The sequence below is a fragment of the Paraburkholderia sp. SSBN10T genome, assembly GCF_056619545.1.
This window is the reverse complement of record NZ_JBWQQI010000031.1, coordinates 1-17,408: the sequence shown is the minus strand read 5'-3', so window position 1 is coordinate 17,408 and position 17,408 is coordinate 1. Positions and strand designations below refer to the sequence as shown.

At 63.7% G+C, this 17,408-nt stretch carries 17 protein-coding genes and 1 pseudogene; 3 read left to right on the top strand and 15 right to left on the bottom strand.

Going from position 1 to position 17,408, the window contains the following annotated elements:
* Positions 1-7: 7 nt before the first annotated feature.
* From bamC to AC1ECK_RS32825, 9 genes and pseudogenes are all read right to left on the bottom strand, one after another.
* Positions 8-1,144, bottom strand: a complete 1,137-nt coding sequence (gene bamC / locus AC1ECK_RS32865; protein ID WP_480326833.1) for an outer membrane protein assembly factor BamC — start codon at positions 1,142-1,144, stop codon at positions 8-10.
* 111 nt (positions 1,145-1,255) lie between these two features.
* Entirely contained in the window at positions 1,256-2,176 is a 921-nt protein-coding gene (dapA, locus tag AC1ECK_RS32860) for a 4-hydroxy-tetrahydrodipicolinate synthase (RefSeq protein ID WP_480326831.1), read from the bottom strand.
* Between the two features lie 42 nt (positions 2,177-2,218).
* A complete protein-coding gene (locus tag AC1ECK_RS32855) occupies positions 2,219-2,875 on the bottom strand; it encodes a class I SAM-dependent methyltransferase (RefSeq protein ID WP_480326829.1) in 657 nt (218 codons plus the stop codon).
* Positions 2,876-2,933: 58 nt separating this feature from the next.
* Positions 2,934-4,136: a tryptophan--tRNA ligase gene (locus tag AC1ECK_RS32850; protein ID WP_480326827.1), complete on the bottom strand. Its 1,203-nt coding sequence runs from the start codon at positions 4,134-4,136 to the stop codon at positions 2,934-2,936.
* 4 nt (positions 4,137-4,140) lie between these two features.
* Positions 4,141-4,806: a site-2 protease family protein gene (locus AC1ECK_RS32845; protein WP_480326825.1), complete on the bottom strand. Its 666-nt coding sequence runs from the start codon at positions 4,804-4,806 to the stop codon at positions 4,141-4,143.
* A 119-nt stretch (positions 4,807-4,925) separates the two neighbouring features.
* Complete coding sequence (locus AC1ECK_RS32840) at positions 4,926-5,561, bottom strand: L-threonylcarbamoyladenylate synthase (protein WP_480326823.1); 636 nt, start codon at positions 5,559-5,561, stop codon at positions 4,926-4,928.
* 178 nt (positions 5,562-5,739) lie between these two features.
* Positions 5,740-6,570: a 3',5'-nucleoside bisphosphate phosphatase gene (locus AC1ECK_RS32835; RefSeq protein WP_480326821.1), complete on the bottom strand. Its 831-nt coding sequence runs from the start codon at positions 6,568-6,570 to the stop codon at positions 5,740-5,742.
* Positions 6,571-6,676: 106 nt separating this feature from the next.
* Positions 6,677-7,561: an alpha/beta fold hydrolase gene (locus AC1ECK_RS32830; RefSeq protein ID WP_480326819.1), complete on the bottom strand. Its 885-nt coding sequence runs from the start codon at positions 7,559-7,561 to the stop codon at positions 6,677-6,679.
* A gap of 97 nt (positions 7,562-7,658) precedes the next feature.
* Positions 7,659-8,530: pseudogene (locus tag AC1ECK_RS32825) on the bottom strand (ferritin-like domain-containing protein).
* A 468-nt stretch (positions 8,531-8,998) separates the two neighbouring features.
* On the opposite strand from AC1ECK_RS32825, the gene AC1ECK_RS32820 reads away from it, so the two are divergent.
* The 3 genes from AC1ECK_RS32820 (at position 8,999) to AC1ECK_RS32810 (ending at position 11,059) form a co-directional block, all read left to right on the top strand.
* Positions 8,999-9,523 (top strand): gamma carbonic anhydrase family protein, encoded by a 525-nt coding sequence (locus tag AC1ECK_RS32820; RefSeq protein ID WP_480326817.1) that lies wholly within the window; start codon positions 8,999-9,001, stop codon positions 9,521-9,523.
* A gap of 63 nt (positions 9,524-9,586) precedes the next feature.
* On the top strand, positions 9,587-10,537 hold the full coding sequence (hslO, locus tag AC1ECK_RS32815) for an Hsp33 family molecular chaperone HslO (RefSeq protein ID WP_480326815.1): 951 nt from the start codon (positions 9,587-9,589) through the stop codon (positions 10,535-10,537).
* Between the two features lie 129 nt (positions 10,538-10,666).
* A complete protein-coding gene (locus AC1ECK_RS32810; protein ID WP_480326813.1) occupies positions 10,667-11,059 on the top strand; it encodes a hypothetical protein in 393 nt (130 codons plus the stop codon).
* Positions 11,060-11,257: 198 nt separating this feature from the next.
* Here the strand turns inward: AC1ECK_RS32810 and ftsB are convergent, their stop codons facing one another.
* The 6 genes from ftsB to AC1ECK_RS32780 form a co-directional block, all read right to left on the bottom strand.
* Complete coding sequence (gene ftsB / locus AC1ECK_RS32805; protein WP_480326811.1) at positions 11,258-11,695, bottom strand: cell division protein FtsB; 438 nt, start codon at positions 11,693-11,695, stop codon at positions 11,258-11,260.
* Positions 11,696-11,817: 122 nt separating this feature from the next.
* Entirely contained in the window at positions 11,818-13,101 is a 1,284-nt protein-coding gene (gene eno / locus AC1ECK_RS32800) for a phosphopyruvate hydratase (RefSeq protein ID WP_480326809.1), read from the bottom strand.
* Between the two features lie 167 nt (positions 13,102-13,268).
* Positions 13,269-14,123 (bottom strand): 3-deoxy-8-phosphooctulonate synthase, encoded by an 855-nt coding sequence (gene kdsA, locus AC1ECK_RS32795; protein ID WP_137955590.1) that lies wholly within the window; start codon positions 14,121-14,123, stop codon positions 13,269-13,271.
* On the bottom strand, positions 14,120-15,781 hold the full coding sequence (locus AC1ECK_RS32790) for a CTP synthase (protein WP_480326806.1): 1,662 nt from the start codon (positions 15,779-15,781) through the stop codon (positions 14,120-14,122). Before AC1ECK_RS32790 ends, kdsA begins: the two co-directional genes overlap by 4 nt.
* Before the next feature lie 170 nt (positions 15,782-15,951).
* A complete protein-coding gene (locus AC1ECK_RS32785) occupies positions 15,952-16,755 on the bottom strand; it encodes an alpha/beta fold hydrolase (protein ID WP_480326804.1) in 804 nt (267 codons plus the stop codon).
* Positions 16,756-16,823: 68 nt separating this feature from the next.
* On the bottom strand, positions 16,824-17,408 hold a 585-nt coding region (locus tag AC1ECK_RS32780; RefSeq protein WP_480326802.1), incomplete at its 5' end, for a ComEC/Rec2 family competence protein.

Genomic DNA, 17,408 nt, shown 5'->3' with positions numbered 1-17,408 from the left:
GTCCGCCTTAGTTCAGTTGCGCGTGCAGCAGCGAAACGATGTGCTGCGCGTCCGACGAGGTATCCACCTGACCGTTGGCGTCGACCACCGCCACCTGGGTCACCGTGTCGCCCTTCGGCCGCACGTTGACGAGGAATTCCTGCGCCGGCTTCTTCGAATTGCCGCTGAAGAACAGCTTGCCGAACAGGCCTTCCTTCTTCAGCTCCTGCATCGTGTCTGCGTATCGCACGTAGTAAATGCCCTTTTCGCGATCGCGGTTGTCGACGGCAAAGTTGGTGCGGTCAAGCGCCAGACCCACGCGCAGCCAGGCACGGTCGAACGATTCCTGCAGGTCGAGCGTCGCTGCACCGTCAGCCATGTCCACCGTGACCGGCGCGGTAGCCGGGCGGGCATCGGTCAGCAGTTGCTTCGCCTGAGCGTCCGTCAAACCGAACTTCTCCATCAGCTTGGCGAGGAACAGCGCTTCCAGAGCCGGATCGCGCGGACGCTCCACCCAACGCGACGAGGTCTTGTCCTGGCCGGTCAGCATTTCTTCCATCTTGCTGTGGGTGATGGAAATGTCAGTCGCGTCGTTCGGACCGTGCGAGACCAGCGTGCGGAAACTGTCACGGGTGCCCGACGAGTAAGCGAAGTCCACCACCTTGCCGATCGTGCGGCGGAACCAGTCGTCCGGAATGTTGGCGCGGTTCTCGGCCCAGTCGGTCGACATGATGCCGGTGGCCGGCGCGTCGGTCTTCAGCGCGAAGCCATTGTCCTGCCAGAATTCCTGCAACTGGGGCCACAACTGCTCGGGCGTGCGGCCGTCGACGACCAGCCAGCGGTGGTCGCCGTCGCGCTCGATGTGCATGCCGAGCGGGTCTTGCGTATTGGGCACGCCTTCGGTCGGATTGCCGGCTGCCGTGATAGCACGCGTGGGCGCGCCACCCAGGGCCAGGTTGGCCGGCGGGGCAACATACTTCTGCTGGGTCGGCGTAGCTTGCAGGTCGCTCGGCACGTTGAGCGGCGGTGCAATGGACGTTGCCTTGTAATTGACGCGATCGGAAGCAAACCAGTCGTTCAGCGTGTCACAGCCGGCGAGCGTCACCAAGGCAAGCGCCAGCGCCGCCATGCGGGTTGCGTGGAGGGAAAGTGCGGAACGTTTCATGAGGTCCTTCGTGAAGCTGGAACGCGGTGCCTGGTTCAATGCCGGGAACGCGGGCGATATCGACGTCGGTTAAAAAAATGCCGGTGGCGGACTGCTCTGTGCTGAAACCACTCAGCCGAGCAGACCCGCTTCGCGCAGCGCCGCACGCACCACTTCGTGGTAGCGCGCATCGAGCGGGGTGAGCGGCAGGCGGATTCCGCCTTGCACGCGCCCCAGTTGCTGCAACGCCCACTTTGCCGGAATCGGGTTCGATTCGATAAAGAGGTTCTTATGCAGCGACAGGAGTTTCAGGTGAATCTCACGCGCGGTTTTCGCGTCTGCCGCAAGCGCGGCCTTGCACAACTCGCTCATGGCGCGCGGTGCAACGTTCGCGGTCACGGAAATATTGCCGTGGCCGCCCAGCAGCATCAAGGCGATCGCTGTCGGATCGTCGCCGCTGTAAATGCCGAAGTGCGCCGGAGCCGACTTGATCAGGTGCGCTGCGCGGTCGATATTGCCCGTCGCTTCCTTCACGCCCACGATGCCCGGCACCTGCGCGCAACGCAGGATGGTTTCGTTAGACATATCCGCGACCGTACGGCCGGGGACGTTGTACAGGATCACCGGCAGATCCACCGTTTCCGCGATCTTGGCGAAATGGCGGTAGATGCCTTCCTGAGTCGGCTTGTTGTAGTACGGCACGACCTGCAGCGTCGCGTCGGCGCCGACCTCTTTGGCCTGCTGGGTCAGCTCGATCGCCTCGGTCGTGGAGTTGCCACCCGAGCCGGCAATCACCGGAATGCGGCCGGCCGTGTGATCGACGGCCGTCTTGACCATCAGCACGTGCTCTTCAACCGACAACGTGGCCGATTCGCCGCTGGTACCGACCACGACGAGCGCGTTCGTACCCTCTTCGATATGCCAGTCGATCAGTTTGCGGAACGCCGGCAGATCGAGGCTGCCGTCTTCGAGCATCGGAGTGATGATGGCGGGAATGCTGCCGCGAATCTGAGGGCCGTTACCGTGAGTGCCGCTTTGAGTACCGTTGGTCATGAAACGCCATGAATTTAATCAGTAAACCGCGATTGTAGCGGATTAGCCAGCCAGTTCGTAACAAGGCGGGGGCGGCACCTGCGAATCGCCCTGCATACCGTCCCTTACCTCGCCGGAGGCTGGCTCCGCCTCCAGAATTGCGCAGATCCGCTGGACGTATGCCGGGCGCGGCTGCGCAAGAAAACCATCTTGAAATGCGACCACGCGCAGACGCGGGCGCACGACGTCGAGCAACTCCCCCGGCGCCAGCAGGAACGCCGGGTTGGACGGCTTGCCGACGGTTTGGTTGCCGTGCGCGAAGGTTTCGTAAATCAACACGCCGGCGGGCGCCAACGCTTCGAGCAGGCGCGGGAACAACGGGCGATGCAGGTAATTCGTCACCACCACGGCGGCGAATTTCGCATCGTTAGGCAGCGGCCAGGGCGCGCCTTCGAGATCGGCGACACCCGTCGTAATCCGGGGCTCGTCTCGCATCGTGGCGAGCGCTGCCGCATCGCGATCGAGTGCCGTCACCGGGTGGCCGTGCGCAGCGAACCAGCGCGCGTGCCGCCCTGCCCCGGACGCCACATCGAGCACCGCGCCGCCGGGCGCCACCAGGTGGGTCCAGTGGCGCACCCAGCGCGACGGCTCGCCAGGCGTCACGTAGCTCGCAGTAGAGACCGTGGCAGTGGTTGAAACGGAGGATGCGGATTCGCTCATGGCCTGCGCAAAAGGGTACGCGCGGTGCGTACCCCGCGCGTCAGATACAACGACGCCCTCAATTGTACGAGAGGCCCATTGCCTCACGCACATCGCGCATCGTTTCGGTAGCGAACTTGCGGGCCTTGTCGCAGCCGTCGGCGACGATCGCGCGCAGCAGCGACGGATCGTCCATGTACTTCTGGGCGCGCTCGAGCATCGGCTGCTGTTCGCGCAGGATGCCTTCGATCACCGGTTGCTTGCACTCGAGGCAGCCAATGCCGGCCGAGCGGCAGCCCTTTTGCACCCACTCGTGGGTGGTTTCGTCCGTGTAGACCTGATGCAGTTGCCACACCGGGCACTTGTCCGGATCGCCCGGATCGGTGCGGCGCACACGCGCCGGGTCGGTCGGCATGGTGCGGACTTTCTTCGTGATGGTCTCCGCGTCTTCGCGCAGGCCGATCGTATTGCCGTAAGACTTCGACATCTTCTGGCCGTCGAGACCCGGCATACGCGACGCTTCGGTCAGCATGGCCTGCGGCTCGACGAGGATGATCTTGCGCGAGCCTTCAAGGTAGCCAAACAGGCGCTCGCGGTCGTTCAGCGACAGGCTTTGCGACTCCTGCAGCATCGCCCGCGCCTGTTCGAGCGCTTCGTCGTCGCCCTCCTGCTGGTAAGCGTTGCGCAGCTCGTGATACAGCTTCGAGCGCTTGCCGCCGAGCTTCTTCGCCGCTTCATTGGCCTTCTCTTCGAAACCCGGCTCGCGGCCGTACAGATAGTTGAAGCGCCGGGCGATTTCGCGCGTCATCTCGACGTGCGGCACCTGGTCTTCACCGACCGGCACCAGCGAGCCGCGATACAGCAGGATGTCCGCCGCCATCAGCACCGGATAGCCGAGGAAACCGTAGGTGGACAGATCCTTGTCCTTCAGCTTCTCCATCTGCTCCTTGTAGGTCGGCACGCGTTCGAGCCAACCCAACGGCGTGCTCATGCCGAGCAGCAGCGCCAGTTCCGCATGCTCCGGCACCTTGCTCTGGATGAACAGCGTGGCCTGCGCCGGATCGATGCCCGAGGCGAGCCAGTCGATCAGCACTTCCCAGACGTTCTTTTCGATGACCTCGGGCGTTTCGTAGTGCGTCGTGAGCGCGTGCCAGTCGACCACGCAGAAGAAGCACGGATATTCGGACTGCAGCCGGACCCAGTTTTTCAGCACACCGTGATAGTGGCCGAGGTGCAGGGAGCCGGTAGGCCGCATGCCGGAGAAGATACGGTCAGGGAACATGGTTTTATTGAAAGAGCGAAGCAAGAGGGGTCAGGATGGCGGTCACGGCGTCATATCCCAGACTGACGAGCGGACTCAACCAGAAACGGGTCAGCAGGCCGGTCATTACCAGCGCCATCACGATGAAGAAACCATACGGCTCGAGGCGCGCCAGCGCAATGGCCTGACGCGGCGGCAGCAGCGCGGTCAGCACGCGTCCGCCGTCGAGGGGCGGCAAAGGAAACAGGTTGATCACGCCCAGCACCAGATTGACGCCGACGCCCGCCACGGCCATGCGCGTGAAGAACGGTTCCTGGACGCCGAGCACGGCCAGCGCGACGCTCGCTACGCCCCACGCCAGCGCCTGGATGAAATTGCACAGCGGACCGGCCAGCGCAACCCACAGGCTGCCCCAGCGCGGATTGCGCAGATTGCCGAAGGCCACCGGCACCGGTTTCGCGTAACCGAACATGAACGCACCGCTGGTTGCGAAGTACAGCAGCAGTGGAATGGCAATCGTGCCGAGCGGGTCGATATGGCGCATCGGATTGAACGACACGCGCCCCAGCGCGTAAGCGGTGTTGTCGCCGAGGAGGCGCGCGACGTAGCCATGGGCGGCTTCGTGCAGCGTGATGGCGAAAATCACCGGCAAGGCGTAGACCGCGACGGTCTGTATCAGGGAAGAGTCCATAGCCTGCTATTGTAACAACGCCATTGCGTGCGTCTGTCCGCTTTCGCTCGCGCGGGCTCTCATATGGGCGCTGATGGGTGCTCTCGGACCTCCTGCATCGGGCGCGCCGAAACGGGCTCTCATGCCGGCTGCTCAAGCCCGAACGGCGCGAGGCTGCCGCGCCCTGCCCGCACCAGCACCGGCTCCGGCCCGGTCAGATCGACCACCGTCGACGGCTCGCACGGGCACGCGCCACCGTCGATCACCAGATCGACCTGCTTTTCGAGGCGTGCACGGATTTCTTCCGCGTCGTTCAGCGGCCGGGTTTCGCCCGGCATGATCAGGGTCGAGCCGAGCAGCGGCTGGCCGAGTTCCTCGAGAATCGCAAGCGTGATGGCGTGATCCGGCACCCGCAGCCCGATCGTTTTGCGCGACGGATGCGACAGGCGCCGCGGTACCTCTTTGGTAGCCTCGAGCACGAACACATACGGCCCCGGCGTGACCGATCTGATCAGGCGGTACTGGCGATTGTCGACCATCGCGAAGTTCGCGAGCTCGGACAGGTCGCGTACCAGCAACGACAGCAATTGACGCTCGTCGAGTCCGCGAATCCGCCGCAGGCGCTCGACCGCGGCCTTGTCGTCGAGATGGCAGGCGAGCGCATAGCTCGAATCGGTCGGCAGCGCGACCACACCGCCGTCATTGATGATCTGCGCGGCCTGCTTGACGAGGCGCGGCTGCGGATTATCCGGATGGAGCCGAAAGAATTGGGACATGGTTGTTATCGGGAGAGTCGGAGCGGCCGGGAGGCCCCTTGCTGCTACCGCGACGAGCGCGGTCAATATGACAAATGCGACGGCAAACGCGGTGCCGCATGCGGCGGCAAACGCAGCGCCAAACCCAACGGCAAATCCAGCGCATGCGCCACGCGTACCGCCGCGGCGCAGCATGCCCTCACAACCAGCGTTCCCAGACGGGCTTCAGGTCGGACGGCAGCGGCGGCAGGCTACCGAGTTCGACCCGGCCCTCGCCCGCCGCATGAAAATCGGAGCCGCGCGAGGCCTCGAAACCGAAGCGGCGCGCAACGTCCGCATACTCGCGATACTGGTCCGGCGTATGGCTGCCGGTCACCACCTCAATGGCCTTGCCGCCGAGATCGATGAACTCGCCAAAGAACGCATCGAATTCCAACGGAGTGTAGTCATAGCGGCCCGGATGGGCGATCACGGCCTCGCCGCCGGCCACCTGAATCCAGCGGACGGCGTCCGCGAGCTTCGACCAGCGGTGCGCGATATACCCCGGCTTGCCTTCGCCCAGATAGCGCGAGAAGACGTCCTGGGTCGACCCGGCGTAGCCGTTCTCCACCATGAAGCGCGCGAAATGGGTACGCGAGATCATGTCCGGGTTCGACACGTACTTCAGTGCCCCTTCATAGGCGTTCGGGATGCCCAGCGTGTCGAGCAGCTCGCCGATCGCCTCGGCACGCGCGGCGCGGCCGTCGCGGGTCCGCGCCAGGCCGTCGATCAGCGTCTGGCAAGCCGGATCGACATGCAAGCCGACAATGTGCACCGTACGCGCGGCCCACGTCACCGAGATTTCGACTCCGCTCAGATAGCGCATGCCGAGTTCCTCGGCGGCGAGGCGTGCTTCGGCCTGGCCGCCCACTTCGTCGTGATCGGTCAGCGCCCACAAGGTGACGCCGCCGGCATGCGCACGGCGCGCGACGTCGGCGGGCGCAAGCTGGCCATCGGAAACGGTGGAATGACAGTGCAGGTCGGCGTTCATCGGTGTCTTGAAAGGGTTCCGCGTTCATTTTACTGCAATGCAGAAAGCCCAGCAGACGATTCGTTGACGCACAACTCTTTGCGAAAAACCGGCCGTCTGAAAAATGTTATGCGCAAAACGCTTCGATCAATGCAGCAACCTGCTCCGGCTGATCGTGGTGGACCATATGCCCGGCGTCGTCGATGATCTTTTCGCGCCAGTTGGGAAACGCGCTGAAGCGCGCCTTGAATTCGGCAAGCGGAACCTCGCCGGCAATCTGCGCGAGCGTCGGCGACCCGGCGGCCTCGACGTGCAGCACCTTGGCGCGCACCTGCGACCAGACCGCCATGATCTCGTCGAGGCGGTACAGGAGCGGGCTGCGCAGTTTATGGGCCGGATCGGCGAGCAGCATGAAGCCGCCCTCACCGTTTGGCTTCGACCAGTGTTCGGCAAGAAAACGCGCACGCTGCGGGGCGAGGCGCGGGTTCGTCCGCGTCAGGCGGGCAGCCACCTCGTCGAGCGAGGCGTAATGCTTCAGGCGCGGCGGCTCGCGCAGTTCGTCGAGCCAGCCGCGCAGACGGCGCGGCGACTGACTGGCTTTGGCGGCGGCAAGGCCGAAACCCTCCAGATCCACGACCCGGCGAACCCGCTCCGGACGCGCCCCGGCATACAGGCACACCACGTTCGCGCCCATGCTGTGCCCGACGAGATTCACTTCGCCGGTCGGCGCGTAATGATCGAGTAGTGCATCGAGGTCCGCCACGTACTCCTGAAACCAGTAGCTGCCGCCGCCCCGTTCGGCCACCGGCCAGTCGGACAGTCCAAAACCGCGCGCATCGGGTGCGATCACCTGCCAGTCGCCGCCGAGCGCATCGACCACGAACTGGAACGACGCCGCCACGTCCATCCAGCCGTGCAGCATGAACAGCGCCGGGGCACCCGGATTGCCCCAGCGCCGCACGTGCAGCCGCACGCCGCGCACGGAAATGAAATCGGACTCTGAAGTATTCATGAGCAGGCTGCACCTAAAAAAGAATGGTCGTTCGATTATAACGAGATAGGCGGCGAGCGGAAGACGGCTTGCGCCGAGAGACAGCTCAGTTGGCAACTCAGGCGGCGGCCGGCGGCTGCGGGTCAGCTTCGGCAAGTCCGGCCAGCGCGGCCAGTTCGGCTTCGTCGAAACCGGCGTCGCGGCGGGCCTCGAAATTGAACGGACCACGCAATTTCGGCGCGTGATACTGGTCGGCGAGTTGCGTATAGGCGATATGCGGATCGAGGCCGCCCTGCTCGCACAGGTAGCGGAACCAGCGGTTACCGATCAGCACATGGCCGATCTCGTCACGCAGGATCACGTCGAGGATCGCCGCCGAGGCGTGGTCGCCGGCCTGCTGGAGGCGCGCACGGATCGGCGGCGAGGCGTCGAGGCGTCGAGGCCACGCGCTTCGAGCGTGCGCGGCACCAGCGCCATGCGCGCCAGCACGTCGCCGCGGGTGCGCTCGCACATATCCCACAGGCCGTCGTGGGCAGGAAAATCGCCGTATGCATGCCCCAATTCGGCGAGCCGTGCGACCAGCAGCGAGAAATGGTGAGCCTCTTCCGCGGCCACCTTTAGCCAGTCGGCGTAAAACGCAGCAGGCATGCCGCTAAAGCGCCAGACCGCGTCGAGGGCGAGATTGATGGCGTTGAACTCGATATGGGCCAACGCATGCAGCAGCACCGAGCGACCTTCCGCGGACTGCATGCCGCGGCGGCCGAGTTTGCGCGGCTCCACCAGTTCCGGCCGCTCCGGCCGTCCGGGCAAGCCGGCCGGTTCGTCGATCGGCGTGGCCGGCGCGCAGACGGCGTTACCGCACAGCAAATCTGCGTACAAGGCTCGCGCGGCGGCGGCTTTGGTCAGCGGATCGCATTGGCGCAGCGCCTCCAGCGCCTCGGTGCGGGCGCAGCGCGATGAGTTTGGGACAACAGGAACAGCGGAATTCATTGTGGCGGAACGGGCAAGCAACGGGGAAAGGATCAAAAGCCGGGACGGTAGCGCCGGAAACACGCAAGGACAAGCCGGGATACGCCAAAGATACGTCAGCGATCAATACCCATGGAGTACACCCGGAGTGCGCGCATGAAACTGCATAACCCAAACAGCAAACAGGTTAGCCAGCACGCATACGCGGAACCTGCAGTGTCGGGCCCCGCCCGCAGCGCGCCACTCGGCGGCTTCGAACGGCGCATCTACACAACCGTTTACAATACGCCATTCGACCATACAGCGCGCCGTCTGCGCTGCCGTCACGCCTGCCAGCAGCGGCGCGGCGACCGATCAACAGGAACTTATCTTGCATGGAATCGGGGAAAGTGCTCTGCGTGAAACCAGAGTAGCGCTAACTCTGACCGACAGCTATGCACGGGGCCCGAGCAAGCGCTAAAGCGCTAACCCGGGCCGACAGGAGACACTATGGCAATCTACAAGCTTGGCGATGCAGCCCCGACCATCCATGAAAGCGTGTTCGTAGCCGACACCGCGACTATCATCGGCAAAGTCACGCTCGAGGAAAATTCGAGCGTCTGGTTTGGCGCAGCGATTCGCGGCGACAACGAACTGATTTCGGTCGGCCCCGGCAGCAACGTCCAGGAAGGCGCCGTGCTGCATACCGATCCCGGCTACCCGCTGACGATCGAAGCCAACGTCACCGTCGGCCATCAGGCCATGCTGCACGGATGCACCATCAAGGAAGGCGCACTCGTCGGAATTCAGGCGGTGGTCTTGAATGGTGCCGTGATCGGCCGCAACTGTCTGGTCGGAGCAGGCGCCGTCGTCACCGAGGGCAAGGTATTTCCTGACAATTCACTGATTCTGGGCGCGCCGGCCAAGGTCGTGCGCGAACTGACAGAAGCGGACATCGCCGGCATGCGTCGTAGCGCGGCCAATTATGCCGAGCGACGAGCCTATTTCAAGGCGCAGCTCGTGCGCATCGGCTAACCAGCCGTTGCGCGCGGCGCGCACGCGCAGCAAGACGCTGCGCCATTCGACCGAGGAAAAGTTGTGAACGACCAGTTGCAAAAATTCATGTTCAGCGCGGCGCCGGTGCGCGGCGAAATCGTTTCGCTGCGCAATACGTGGCAAGAAGTGCTGATCCGCCGCGACTATCCGGCGCCGGTGCGCACGATACTCGGCGAAATGATGGCCGCCTGCGCGCTGCTGTCGGCGAACCTCAAGTTCGACGGCACGCTCATCATGCAGATTTTCGGCGACGGTCCGGTCAAGATGCTGGTGGTGCAATGCAGTTCCGACCTGTCGATGCGGGCCACCGCCAAGTTTTCCGGCGAAGCGGCTGCCACCATCAGCGACGACACGACGCTGATCGAACTCGTCAACGCGAGCGGCCACGGCCGTTGCGTGATCACGCTCGACCCGCGCGTCAAGCAGCCGGGCCAGCAGCCCTACCAGGGCATCGTGCCGCTGTCGGGTCTCGACGGCCCGCTCAAGTCGATGTCGGAAGTGCTCGAACAGTATATGCATCACTCGGAGCAGCTCGATACGCGTCTGTGGCTCGCCGCCAATACCGAGCGCGCGGTCGGCATGCTGCTGCAGAAGCTGCCCGGCGACGGCGGCATTGTCCCGCATCCGGGCGAGCTCGACGTGGATACGTGGGAGCGTGTCTGCACGCTCGGCAGCACGCTGTCGCAAGACGAACTCCTGAAAGAAGAGCCCGAAACCGTGTTCCGGCGCCTGTTCTGGCAAGAAAGTGTGCAGCATTTCGAACCGGCGCAGGCGCGTTTCGAATGTAGCTGCTCGCGCGAAAAGGTCGGCGCGATGCTGAAAATGCTGGGCCGCGAAGAAGTGGACGGGGTGCTCGAAGAACGTGGCCACGTGGAGATCCATTGCGAGTTCTGCAACCAGCGCTACGAGTTCGATCCGGTCGACGTGGCGCAACTTTTTGTCGCCAGCGCGCTCTCAGAAGGAGTCTCTCCCGCTGCCGAGCAGCGGCATTAAACAGCGTCGAGCCCGTCGCCTGTAGAGCGGTTCAGGCGGCAGGTCGATGCGATATCGTTGAACATTGGCCGCGCCTGCCCTTTCCTGTTTTCTGTTTGCTTAGGCATGCGACCGATGGAGGTCAGAAAAATGAACAACCCTACTCCGTTCCCTTTGCTGAATGGACTTCGTAGCGCCGTCGCGCTCTCGCTGGTGGCGGGCAGCGCCATGCTGACCGGTTGCGTGATGGATCCGCCGGGTCCGTCGCCCATTTACAGCCGCTTGCCGGCCGACCAATCCGGTCTGCCGAACGGCGCCCGTCCGCTGACTGAGGAAGAGCGCCAGCGCTACGACGCCATCGACAAGCAGGTGATGGCCGAGCAGAACCAGGCGATCGCAGCCGATAACGCCGCGCAAGCGTGGGCGCGTTACTACACGCCGCCGGTCACCGTGTATGGCGGCTATTATGGCGGCGGCTGGGGGCCGGGCTGGGGTGGCGGCGTCGGTTATGGCTACGCGCCTGGCTGGGGATGGGGCTGGTAAACCGCGGAGTGCGGCGAAGGATACAGGTCAACGTAACACCTGGCATCCCGCCCGAAACCAGTCCGAGCAGCTTGCGAATCGGGCCGTTGCAGCACACTCCGGACGAAAAAAAGCGCGGTTCTCGCCGCGCTTTTTTGTTGCCCATAGCGTGCCTCTGTCTCGCAGGACACGCCGGGCCTTGCAGCTCCAAGGGCCGGCTCAATGCGCCGGTTTCTTCTCTTTCGAACTCTTGTCCTTTCCGCCGCGCTTGCGATCCGACTGCACGCGCGACTCCGGATTCGGCACCACGCGCACCGGTGCGGCCGAGACCTCGCCGCGCGTCGAGGTATTCACCGACGCGTTATTCGGCGTAGGCAACGGCGCATTGGGCGAGACGAACTGCACGAACACTTCGCCGTCCTTGACCATGCCCATCTCGTAACGCGCGCGCTCTTCGACCGCGGCCGTGCCGTTCTGCAGATCCTGCACTTCGCCCGCAATGCGTTCGTTACGCAGCTTCTCGTCAGCGTTCTTCTGCATCTGCTGCGCCAGTTCGCCTTGCAGCTCGTGCACGCGCAGCCAGCCGCCGTGCCCCCACCAGAGCGGGTACTGGATCAGCGCCAGCAGTACGATCAGGACAGCAGTGACAAGCCGCATGAAGTAAGCACAATAAATACACGCCGCCCTGCGCTGTACGCAGGGCGGCGTGCTGGATCAGAAACGAAAGAAAACCGGCTCAATGGTCAAAACCTGCGTCAAGCCTGACGATCAACGCACAATCAACGCAGATTGTAGAACGCCGACTTGCCCGGGTAGCTGGCGATATCGCCCAGATCCTCTTCGATACGCAGCAACTGGTTGTATTTCGAGATACGGTCGCTGCGCGACAGCGAACCCGTCTTGATCTGACCGGCGTTCAGGCCAACGGCGATATCGGCAATCGTCGAATCTTCCGTTTCGCCCGAGCGGTGCGAGATCACGGCCGTGTAACCGGCACGCTTGGCCATTTCGATCGCGGCGAAGGTTTCCGTCAGCGTACCGATCTGGTTGATCTTGATCAGGATCGAGTTGGCGATGCCCTTGTCGATGCCTTCCTTCAGGATGCGCGTGTTGGTGACAAACAGGTCGTCGCCGACCAGTTGGATCTTCTTGCCGAGCTTGTCGGTCAGGATCTTCCAGCCGGCCCAGTCGCTTTCGTGCATGCCGTCTTCGATCGAGACGATCGGGAACTTGTCGGCCAGCGCGCCCAGGTAGTCGGCGAATTCGCTCGACGACAGTTGCAGGCCTTCGCCCGCCAACTGGTACTTGCCGTCGTGATAGAACTCGCTCGCCGCGCAGTCCAGTGCCAGCAGCACGTCTTCACCGGCGCGGTAGCCAGCCTTTTCGATGGCTTGCAGAATCGTGGACAGGCATTCGTCGTTGCTGCCGAAGTTCGGCGCAAAACCGCCTTCGTCGCCCACGGCCGTGCTCATGCCGCGGTCGGAGAGGATCTTCTTCAGCGCGTGGAACACTTCGGCGCCGCAGCGCAGGGCTTCGCGGAAGGTCGGCTGGCTGACCGGCACAATCATGAATTCCTGGATGTCCAGGCTGTTGTTGGCGTGCGCACCGCCGTTGACGATGTTCATCATCGGCACCGGCAGTTGCATTGCACCCGAGCCGCCGAAGTAGCGATACAGCGGCAGACCGGCTTCTTCAGCCGCAGCCTTGGCAACCGCCATCGACACGGCCAGCATCGCGTTCGCGCCGAGACGCGACTTGTTGTCGGTGCCGTCGAGTTCGAGCAGGGTCTTGTCGAGGAAAGCTTGCTCGGAAGCGTCGAGGCCCATGATCGCTTCGGAGATTTCAGTGTTGATGTGCTCGACAGCCTTCAGCACGCCCTTGCCGCCGTAGCGGCCGGTTTCGCCGTCGCGCAATTCGATCGCTTCGCGCGAACCCGTCGATGCACCCGACGGGACCGCGGCGCGGCCCATCGTGCCCGATTCGAGCAGCACGTCGCATTCGACGGTGGGGTTGCCTCGCGAATCGAGAATCTCTCGACCGATGATATCTACGATAGCACTCATGGTTTCCTCAAGAAATGACGTTGGATTCTTACGGTGAAACGGCATCTGGCGTACGAGGCGCCGCCCCTGACCAGACACTTTGGACGACCATTGGGTTCAATCGGGGTTCAACACGGATTCAGACGCGCCGCATCGGCTCGGGAGTCGACACAGCGCGCGGACCAGCATCAGTTGAAATCGCTTTCGAGGAACGGCGTGCGCTTCACGGCCTGATCGAGCGTCAGCAAGGTCTCGAGCAGATCCGCCATGCGATGCAGCGGCACAGCGTTCGGGCCATCCGATTTGGCCTCGGCCGGCTTCGGATGGGTTTCCATGAACAGTCCCGCCACACCTGTTGCGACAGCGGCACGTGCGAGCACCGGCACGAATTCGCGCTGGCCGCCCGAACTGGTGCCCTGCCCGCCCGGCAATTGCACCGAGTGCGTGGCGTCGAACACGACCGGCGCGCCGGTTTCGCGCATGATCGCGAGCGAGCGCATGTCCGAGACGAGGTTGTTATAACCGAACGACACACCGCGCTCGCAGGCCATGAAACGGTCTTCCGACAGACCGGCTTCACGAGCGGCGGCACGCGCCTTGTCGATCACGTTTTTCATGTCGTGCGGCGCGAGAAACTGGCCCTTCTTGATGTTGACCGGTTTGCCCGAACGCGCGCAAGCATGGATGAAGTCGGTCTGGCGGCACAGGAATGCCGGCGTCTGCAGCACGTCGACCACCGAGGCGACCTGCTCGATCTCGTGTTCCGCATGCACGTCGGTCAGCACCGGCAAGCCGAGCTGGCGCTTCACTTCCGACAGGATGCGCAGGCCTTCGTCCATGCCCAGACCACGGAACGACGTGCCGCTGCTGCGATTGGCCTTGTCGTACGACGATTTGTAGATGAACGGGATGTTCAGCTTCGCGCAGATTTCCTTGAGCCGGCCGGCCGTGTCGATCGTCATCTGTTCGGATTCGACGACACAGGTGCCCGCGATCAGGAAAAACGGCTTGTCCAGCCCGATTTCGAAATCGCCCAGTTTCATGCTTTCTCCTCGGCGAACGTCTGCTGGTGCGCCAGCGCCGCTTCGACGAACGATTTGAACAGCGGATGCCCGTCACGCGGCGTGGACGTGAATTCCGGGTGGAACTGCACGCCGACGAACCACGGGTGCATCTCGCGCGGCAATTCCATCATTTCCGGCAGATCTTCGCTCGGGGTCCGGGCGCTGATGATAAGGCCGCCGGCTTCGAGCTGGGGCACGAAGCGGTTATTGACTTCATAACGGTGACGGTGGCGCTCGTTCACGTCCTTGCCATAGATCTCTTCGGCCATCGTGCCGGGCTTGATCGGGCAACGCTGCGAGCCGAGGCGCATCGTGCCGCCGAGGTCCGACTCTTCGGTGCGCTTTTCGACGCGGCCGTCACGGTCGTACCACTCGGTGATCAGCGCGACCACGCGGTTCGGCGTGCTCGGATCGAACTCGGTGCTGTTCGCATCCTTCAGGGCGACCACGTCGCGCGCGAATTCGATCACAGCGAGCTGCATGCCGAGGCAGATGCCGAGGTACGGCACCTTCGCTTCACGCGCATAGCGGATCGCGGCGATCTTGCCTTCCGTGCCGCGCCGGCCGAAGCCGCCCGGCACCAGCACGGCGTCCAGATGCTTGAGGCTTTCGACACCTTGCGTTTCGATCTCTTCCGAATCGATGTATTCGATGTTGACCTTGGTCGACGTATGAATCGACGCATGGCGCAGCGCTTCGATCAGCGACTTGTACGATTCCGTCAGGTCGACATACTTGCCGACCATGCCGATCGTGACTTCATGCTTCGGATGTTCGAGTTTCTCGACCATCGCCGACCAGATGGACAGGTCAGCGGGCTTCGGCGTGAGCTTGAGCTCTTCGCAGACGATCGCGTCCATGCCCTGGTCGTGCAGCATTTGCGGAATCTTGTAGATGCTGTCCGCGTCCCACACCGAGATCACGGCGTCTTCCGGCACGTTCGAGAACATCGAGATCTTCGCGCGCTCGTCGTCCGGGATGCGACGGTCGGCACGGCACAGCAGCACGTGCGGCGAGATACCGATTTCGCGCAGCTTCTGTACGCTGTGCTGGGTCGGCTTGGTCTTCAACTCGCCGGCCGTGGCGACCCAGGGCACCAGCGTCAGATGCACGAAGCACGAGCTGTTGCGGCCGAGGCGCAGGCTCATCTGGCGAGCGGCTTCGAGGAACGGCAGCGATTCGATATCGCCCACCGTGCCGCCGACCTCGACGATGGCGACATCCGGCTCACCGCACGTCGCAGACGCTGCGCCGCGCTCGATGAAAGCCTGGATTTCGTTCGTGATGTGCGGGATCACCTGCACGGTCTTGCCCAGATAGTCGCCGCGGCGTTCCTTGCGGATCACCGATTCGTAAATCTGGCCCGTGGTGAAGTTGTTGGCCTTGCGCATCTTCGTGCTGATGAAGCGCTCATAGTGGCCGAGGTCGAGGTCAGTCTCCGCCCCATCTTCCGTCACGAACACTTCGCCGTGTTGAAACGGACTCATCGTGCCGGGGTCGACATTGATGTAGGGATCGAGCTTGAGGAGGGTGACTTTGAGACCGCGCGATTCGAGGATCGCGGCGAGGGAAGCGGCGGCAATACCCTTGCCGAGGGAAGATACTACGCCGCCGGTGACGAAAACATATTTGGTCATCGCTGGATGCTCGCGGGAAAAACGGATTATACCGTAAAGCAGGGTCTCAACCGAGCAAAATCCGCAGCGTTCACGACGATCCCGCACCGTTTTCCGTGCCGCGTTTGGCTGCCATAAGCCACGGGGAGCCAGGATGGCGCGACACGCGCCATCCTGGCTCCTCCTTCGCATCAGGTGCGCCGCTCCAGTTCGCGGAGCATCCGCTGCACCGCCCGTGCGGTCTCCAGCGGCTTTTCCATCGGGTATAGATGACTGCCGTCGATCCATTCGAGGTGGCCGCCGGTCGCCCGGCGGGTCGCATCCAGTCCGGCCTGGCGGACCTCCTTCGAATGCGTCCCGGCGATGAAGCCGACCGGCACCGGCGCGCCGCGCGCAAGGCGCGATCCGAGCGTGTGCGGCAAGGTCTTATAGATCCTGTATTCGGTGCGCCGGTCGAAGGCCAGCGTGCGCGTGCCGTCGGGCGAAGTCTGCGGAATGCCGAAGTCGATGTAGTCGGACAGCATCCGCTCGTCCCAGCGCGCGAACGCCGGCTTCGCATGGAAGTGACGCCACGCCTCCTCACGGCTCGCCCATTGGGTACGGCGCGTGCGCGTGGCGGCGGCCGGCGAAATGCGTTCGTCGAGGCCGGTCCATTGCGACACGCGCAAGATGCTGCTGCGCCAGCCCGCGACCACCGGCGAGTCGAGCATCACCACGCCCCTCACCCACTGCGGTTTCTTCAGCGCGGCCATCAGCGACAGATAGCCGCCGAGCGAATGGCCGACCAGCCACACAGGCTGCTCATATGACCGGCTGATGTCATCGAGCAATTGTTCCACCAGATGCGGCCAGTCCTGCGTCACCGGGAAGCGTGCGTCGTGGCCGATCCGTTCGATGAAACGCACGTCGTAGTCGTCGGCGAGCTCGGCGAAGATGGTCCGGTAGATCGACGCGGGAAACCCGTTCGCGTGCGAAAAGTGGATGATGTTTTTCAAGTGCTGCTGTCTCCGTTCCTGATTCTGTTGCGCGCGAGGCGCCTGGCCGGGCGTGGCTCGCGCGGCCTTCACTGATCCATCCAGTACCGGCGATGCGCAGTGCGATACCGTTCGAGCGTGAGCGTCGCAGGCGGCGCCGCGCCGGGCTGCGAGAAGTTGCCCTGCGCGGGGTTGCCGTTCGCCAGGATGCCCTGCGCCACGATTTGCACTGCGCCGTCCTCGTCGCTGCGCGTGAGTTCGATATGCCGCGCCCGATAGCGCTCGAACACCCCCGGATTCGGATGATGAAAACGGTTGCGATAGCCTACCTGAAATACCGAGATAAGCGGCTCGATAGAGTCGAGGAACGGCTCAGTCGACGAGCTCTTGCTGCCGTGATGCGGCACGACGAGGATCTGCGCAGGCAGCACGGACCGGTCGCGCGCCAGCAGGATGCGCTCGACCGGCGCCTCGAGGTCCGCGGCTAATAGTGCGCTGAGGCGCGGCGCGGTTTGGTTGGCGGTCGGATTGGCGGTCTGGTTGGCGACTGGGTTGCCGGCAGACTGACCGGCGTCTCCGATACTGACTGTGCTGCCGGCGGACTGGCCGGTGTCTGTGGTACCGACTGTGCTGCCAGCGGACTGACCGGTGTCTGCGGTGCCAACTGCGCTGCC

Bases quoted from the DNA above. Each gene is read 5' to 3' on its own strand.
- bamC (WP_480326833.1), bottom strand. From the start codon at position 1,144: ATGAAACGTTCCGCACTTTCCCTCCACGCAACCCGCATGGCGGCGCTG.
- AC1ECK_RS32835 (WP_480326821.1), bottom strand. From the start codon at position 6,570: ATGAACGCCGACCTGCACTGTCATTCCACCGTTTCCGATGGCCAGCTT.
- AC1ECK_RS32840 (WP_480326823.1), bottom strand. From the start codon at position 5,561: ATGTCCCAATTCTTTCGGCTCCATCCGGATAATCCGCAGCCGCGCCTC.
- ftsB (WP_480326811.1), bottom strand. From the start codon at position 11,695: ATGCGGCTTGTCACTGCTGTCCTGATCGTACTGCTGGCGCTGATCCAG.
- AC1ECK_RS32850 (WP_480326827.1), bottom strand. From the start codon at position 4,136: ATGTTCCCTGACCGTATCTTCTCCGGCATGCGGCCTACCGGCTCCCTG.
- AC1ECK_RS32845 (WP_480326825.1), bottom strand. From the start codon at position 4,806: ATGGACTCTTCCCTGATACAGACCGTCGCGGTCTACGCCTTGCCGGTG.
- AC1ECK_RS32855 (WP_480326829.1), bottom strand. From the start codon at position 2,875: ATGAGCGAATCCGCATCCTCCGTTTCAACCACTGCCACGGTCTCTACT.
- kdsA (WP_137955590.1), bottom strand. From the start codon at position 14,123: ATGAAACTGGGCGATTTCGAAATCGGGCTGGACAAGCCGTTTTTCCTG.
- dapA (WP_480326831.1), bottom strand. From the start codon at position 2,176: ATGACCAACGGTACTCAAAGCGGCACTCACGGTAACGGCCCTCAGATT.
- AC1ECK_RS32830 (WP_480326819.1), bottom strand. From the start codon at position 7,561: ATGAATACTTCAGAGTCCGATTTCATTTCCGTGCGCGGCGTGCGGCTG.
- eno (WP_480326809.1), bottom strand. From the start codon at position 13,101: ATGAGTGCTATCGTAGATATCATCGGTCGAGAGATTCTCGATTCGCGA.
- AC1ECK_RS32820 (WP_480326817.1), top strand. From the start codon at position 8,999: ATGGCAATCTACAAGCTTGGCGATGCAGCCCCGACCATCCATGAAAGC.
- AC1ECK_RS32810 (WP_480326813.1), top strand. From the start codon at position 10,667: ATGAACAACCCTACTCCGTTCCCTTTGCTGAATGGACTTCGTAGCGCC.
- AC1ECK_RS32790 (WP_480326806.1), bottom strand. From the start codon at position 15,781: ATGACCAAATATGTTTTCGTCACCGGCGGCGTAGTATCTTCCCTCGGC.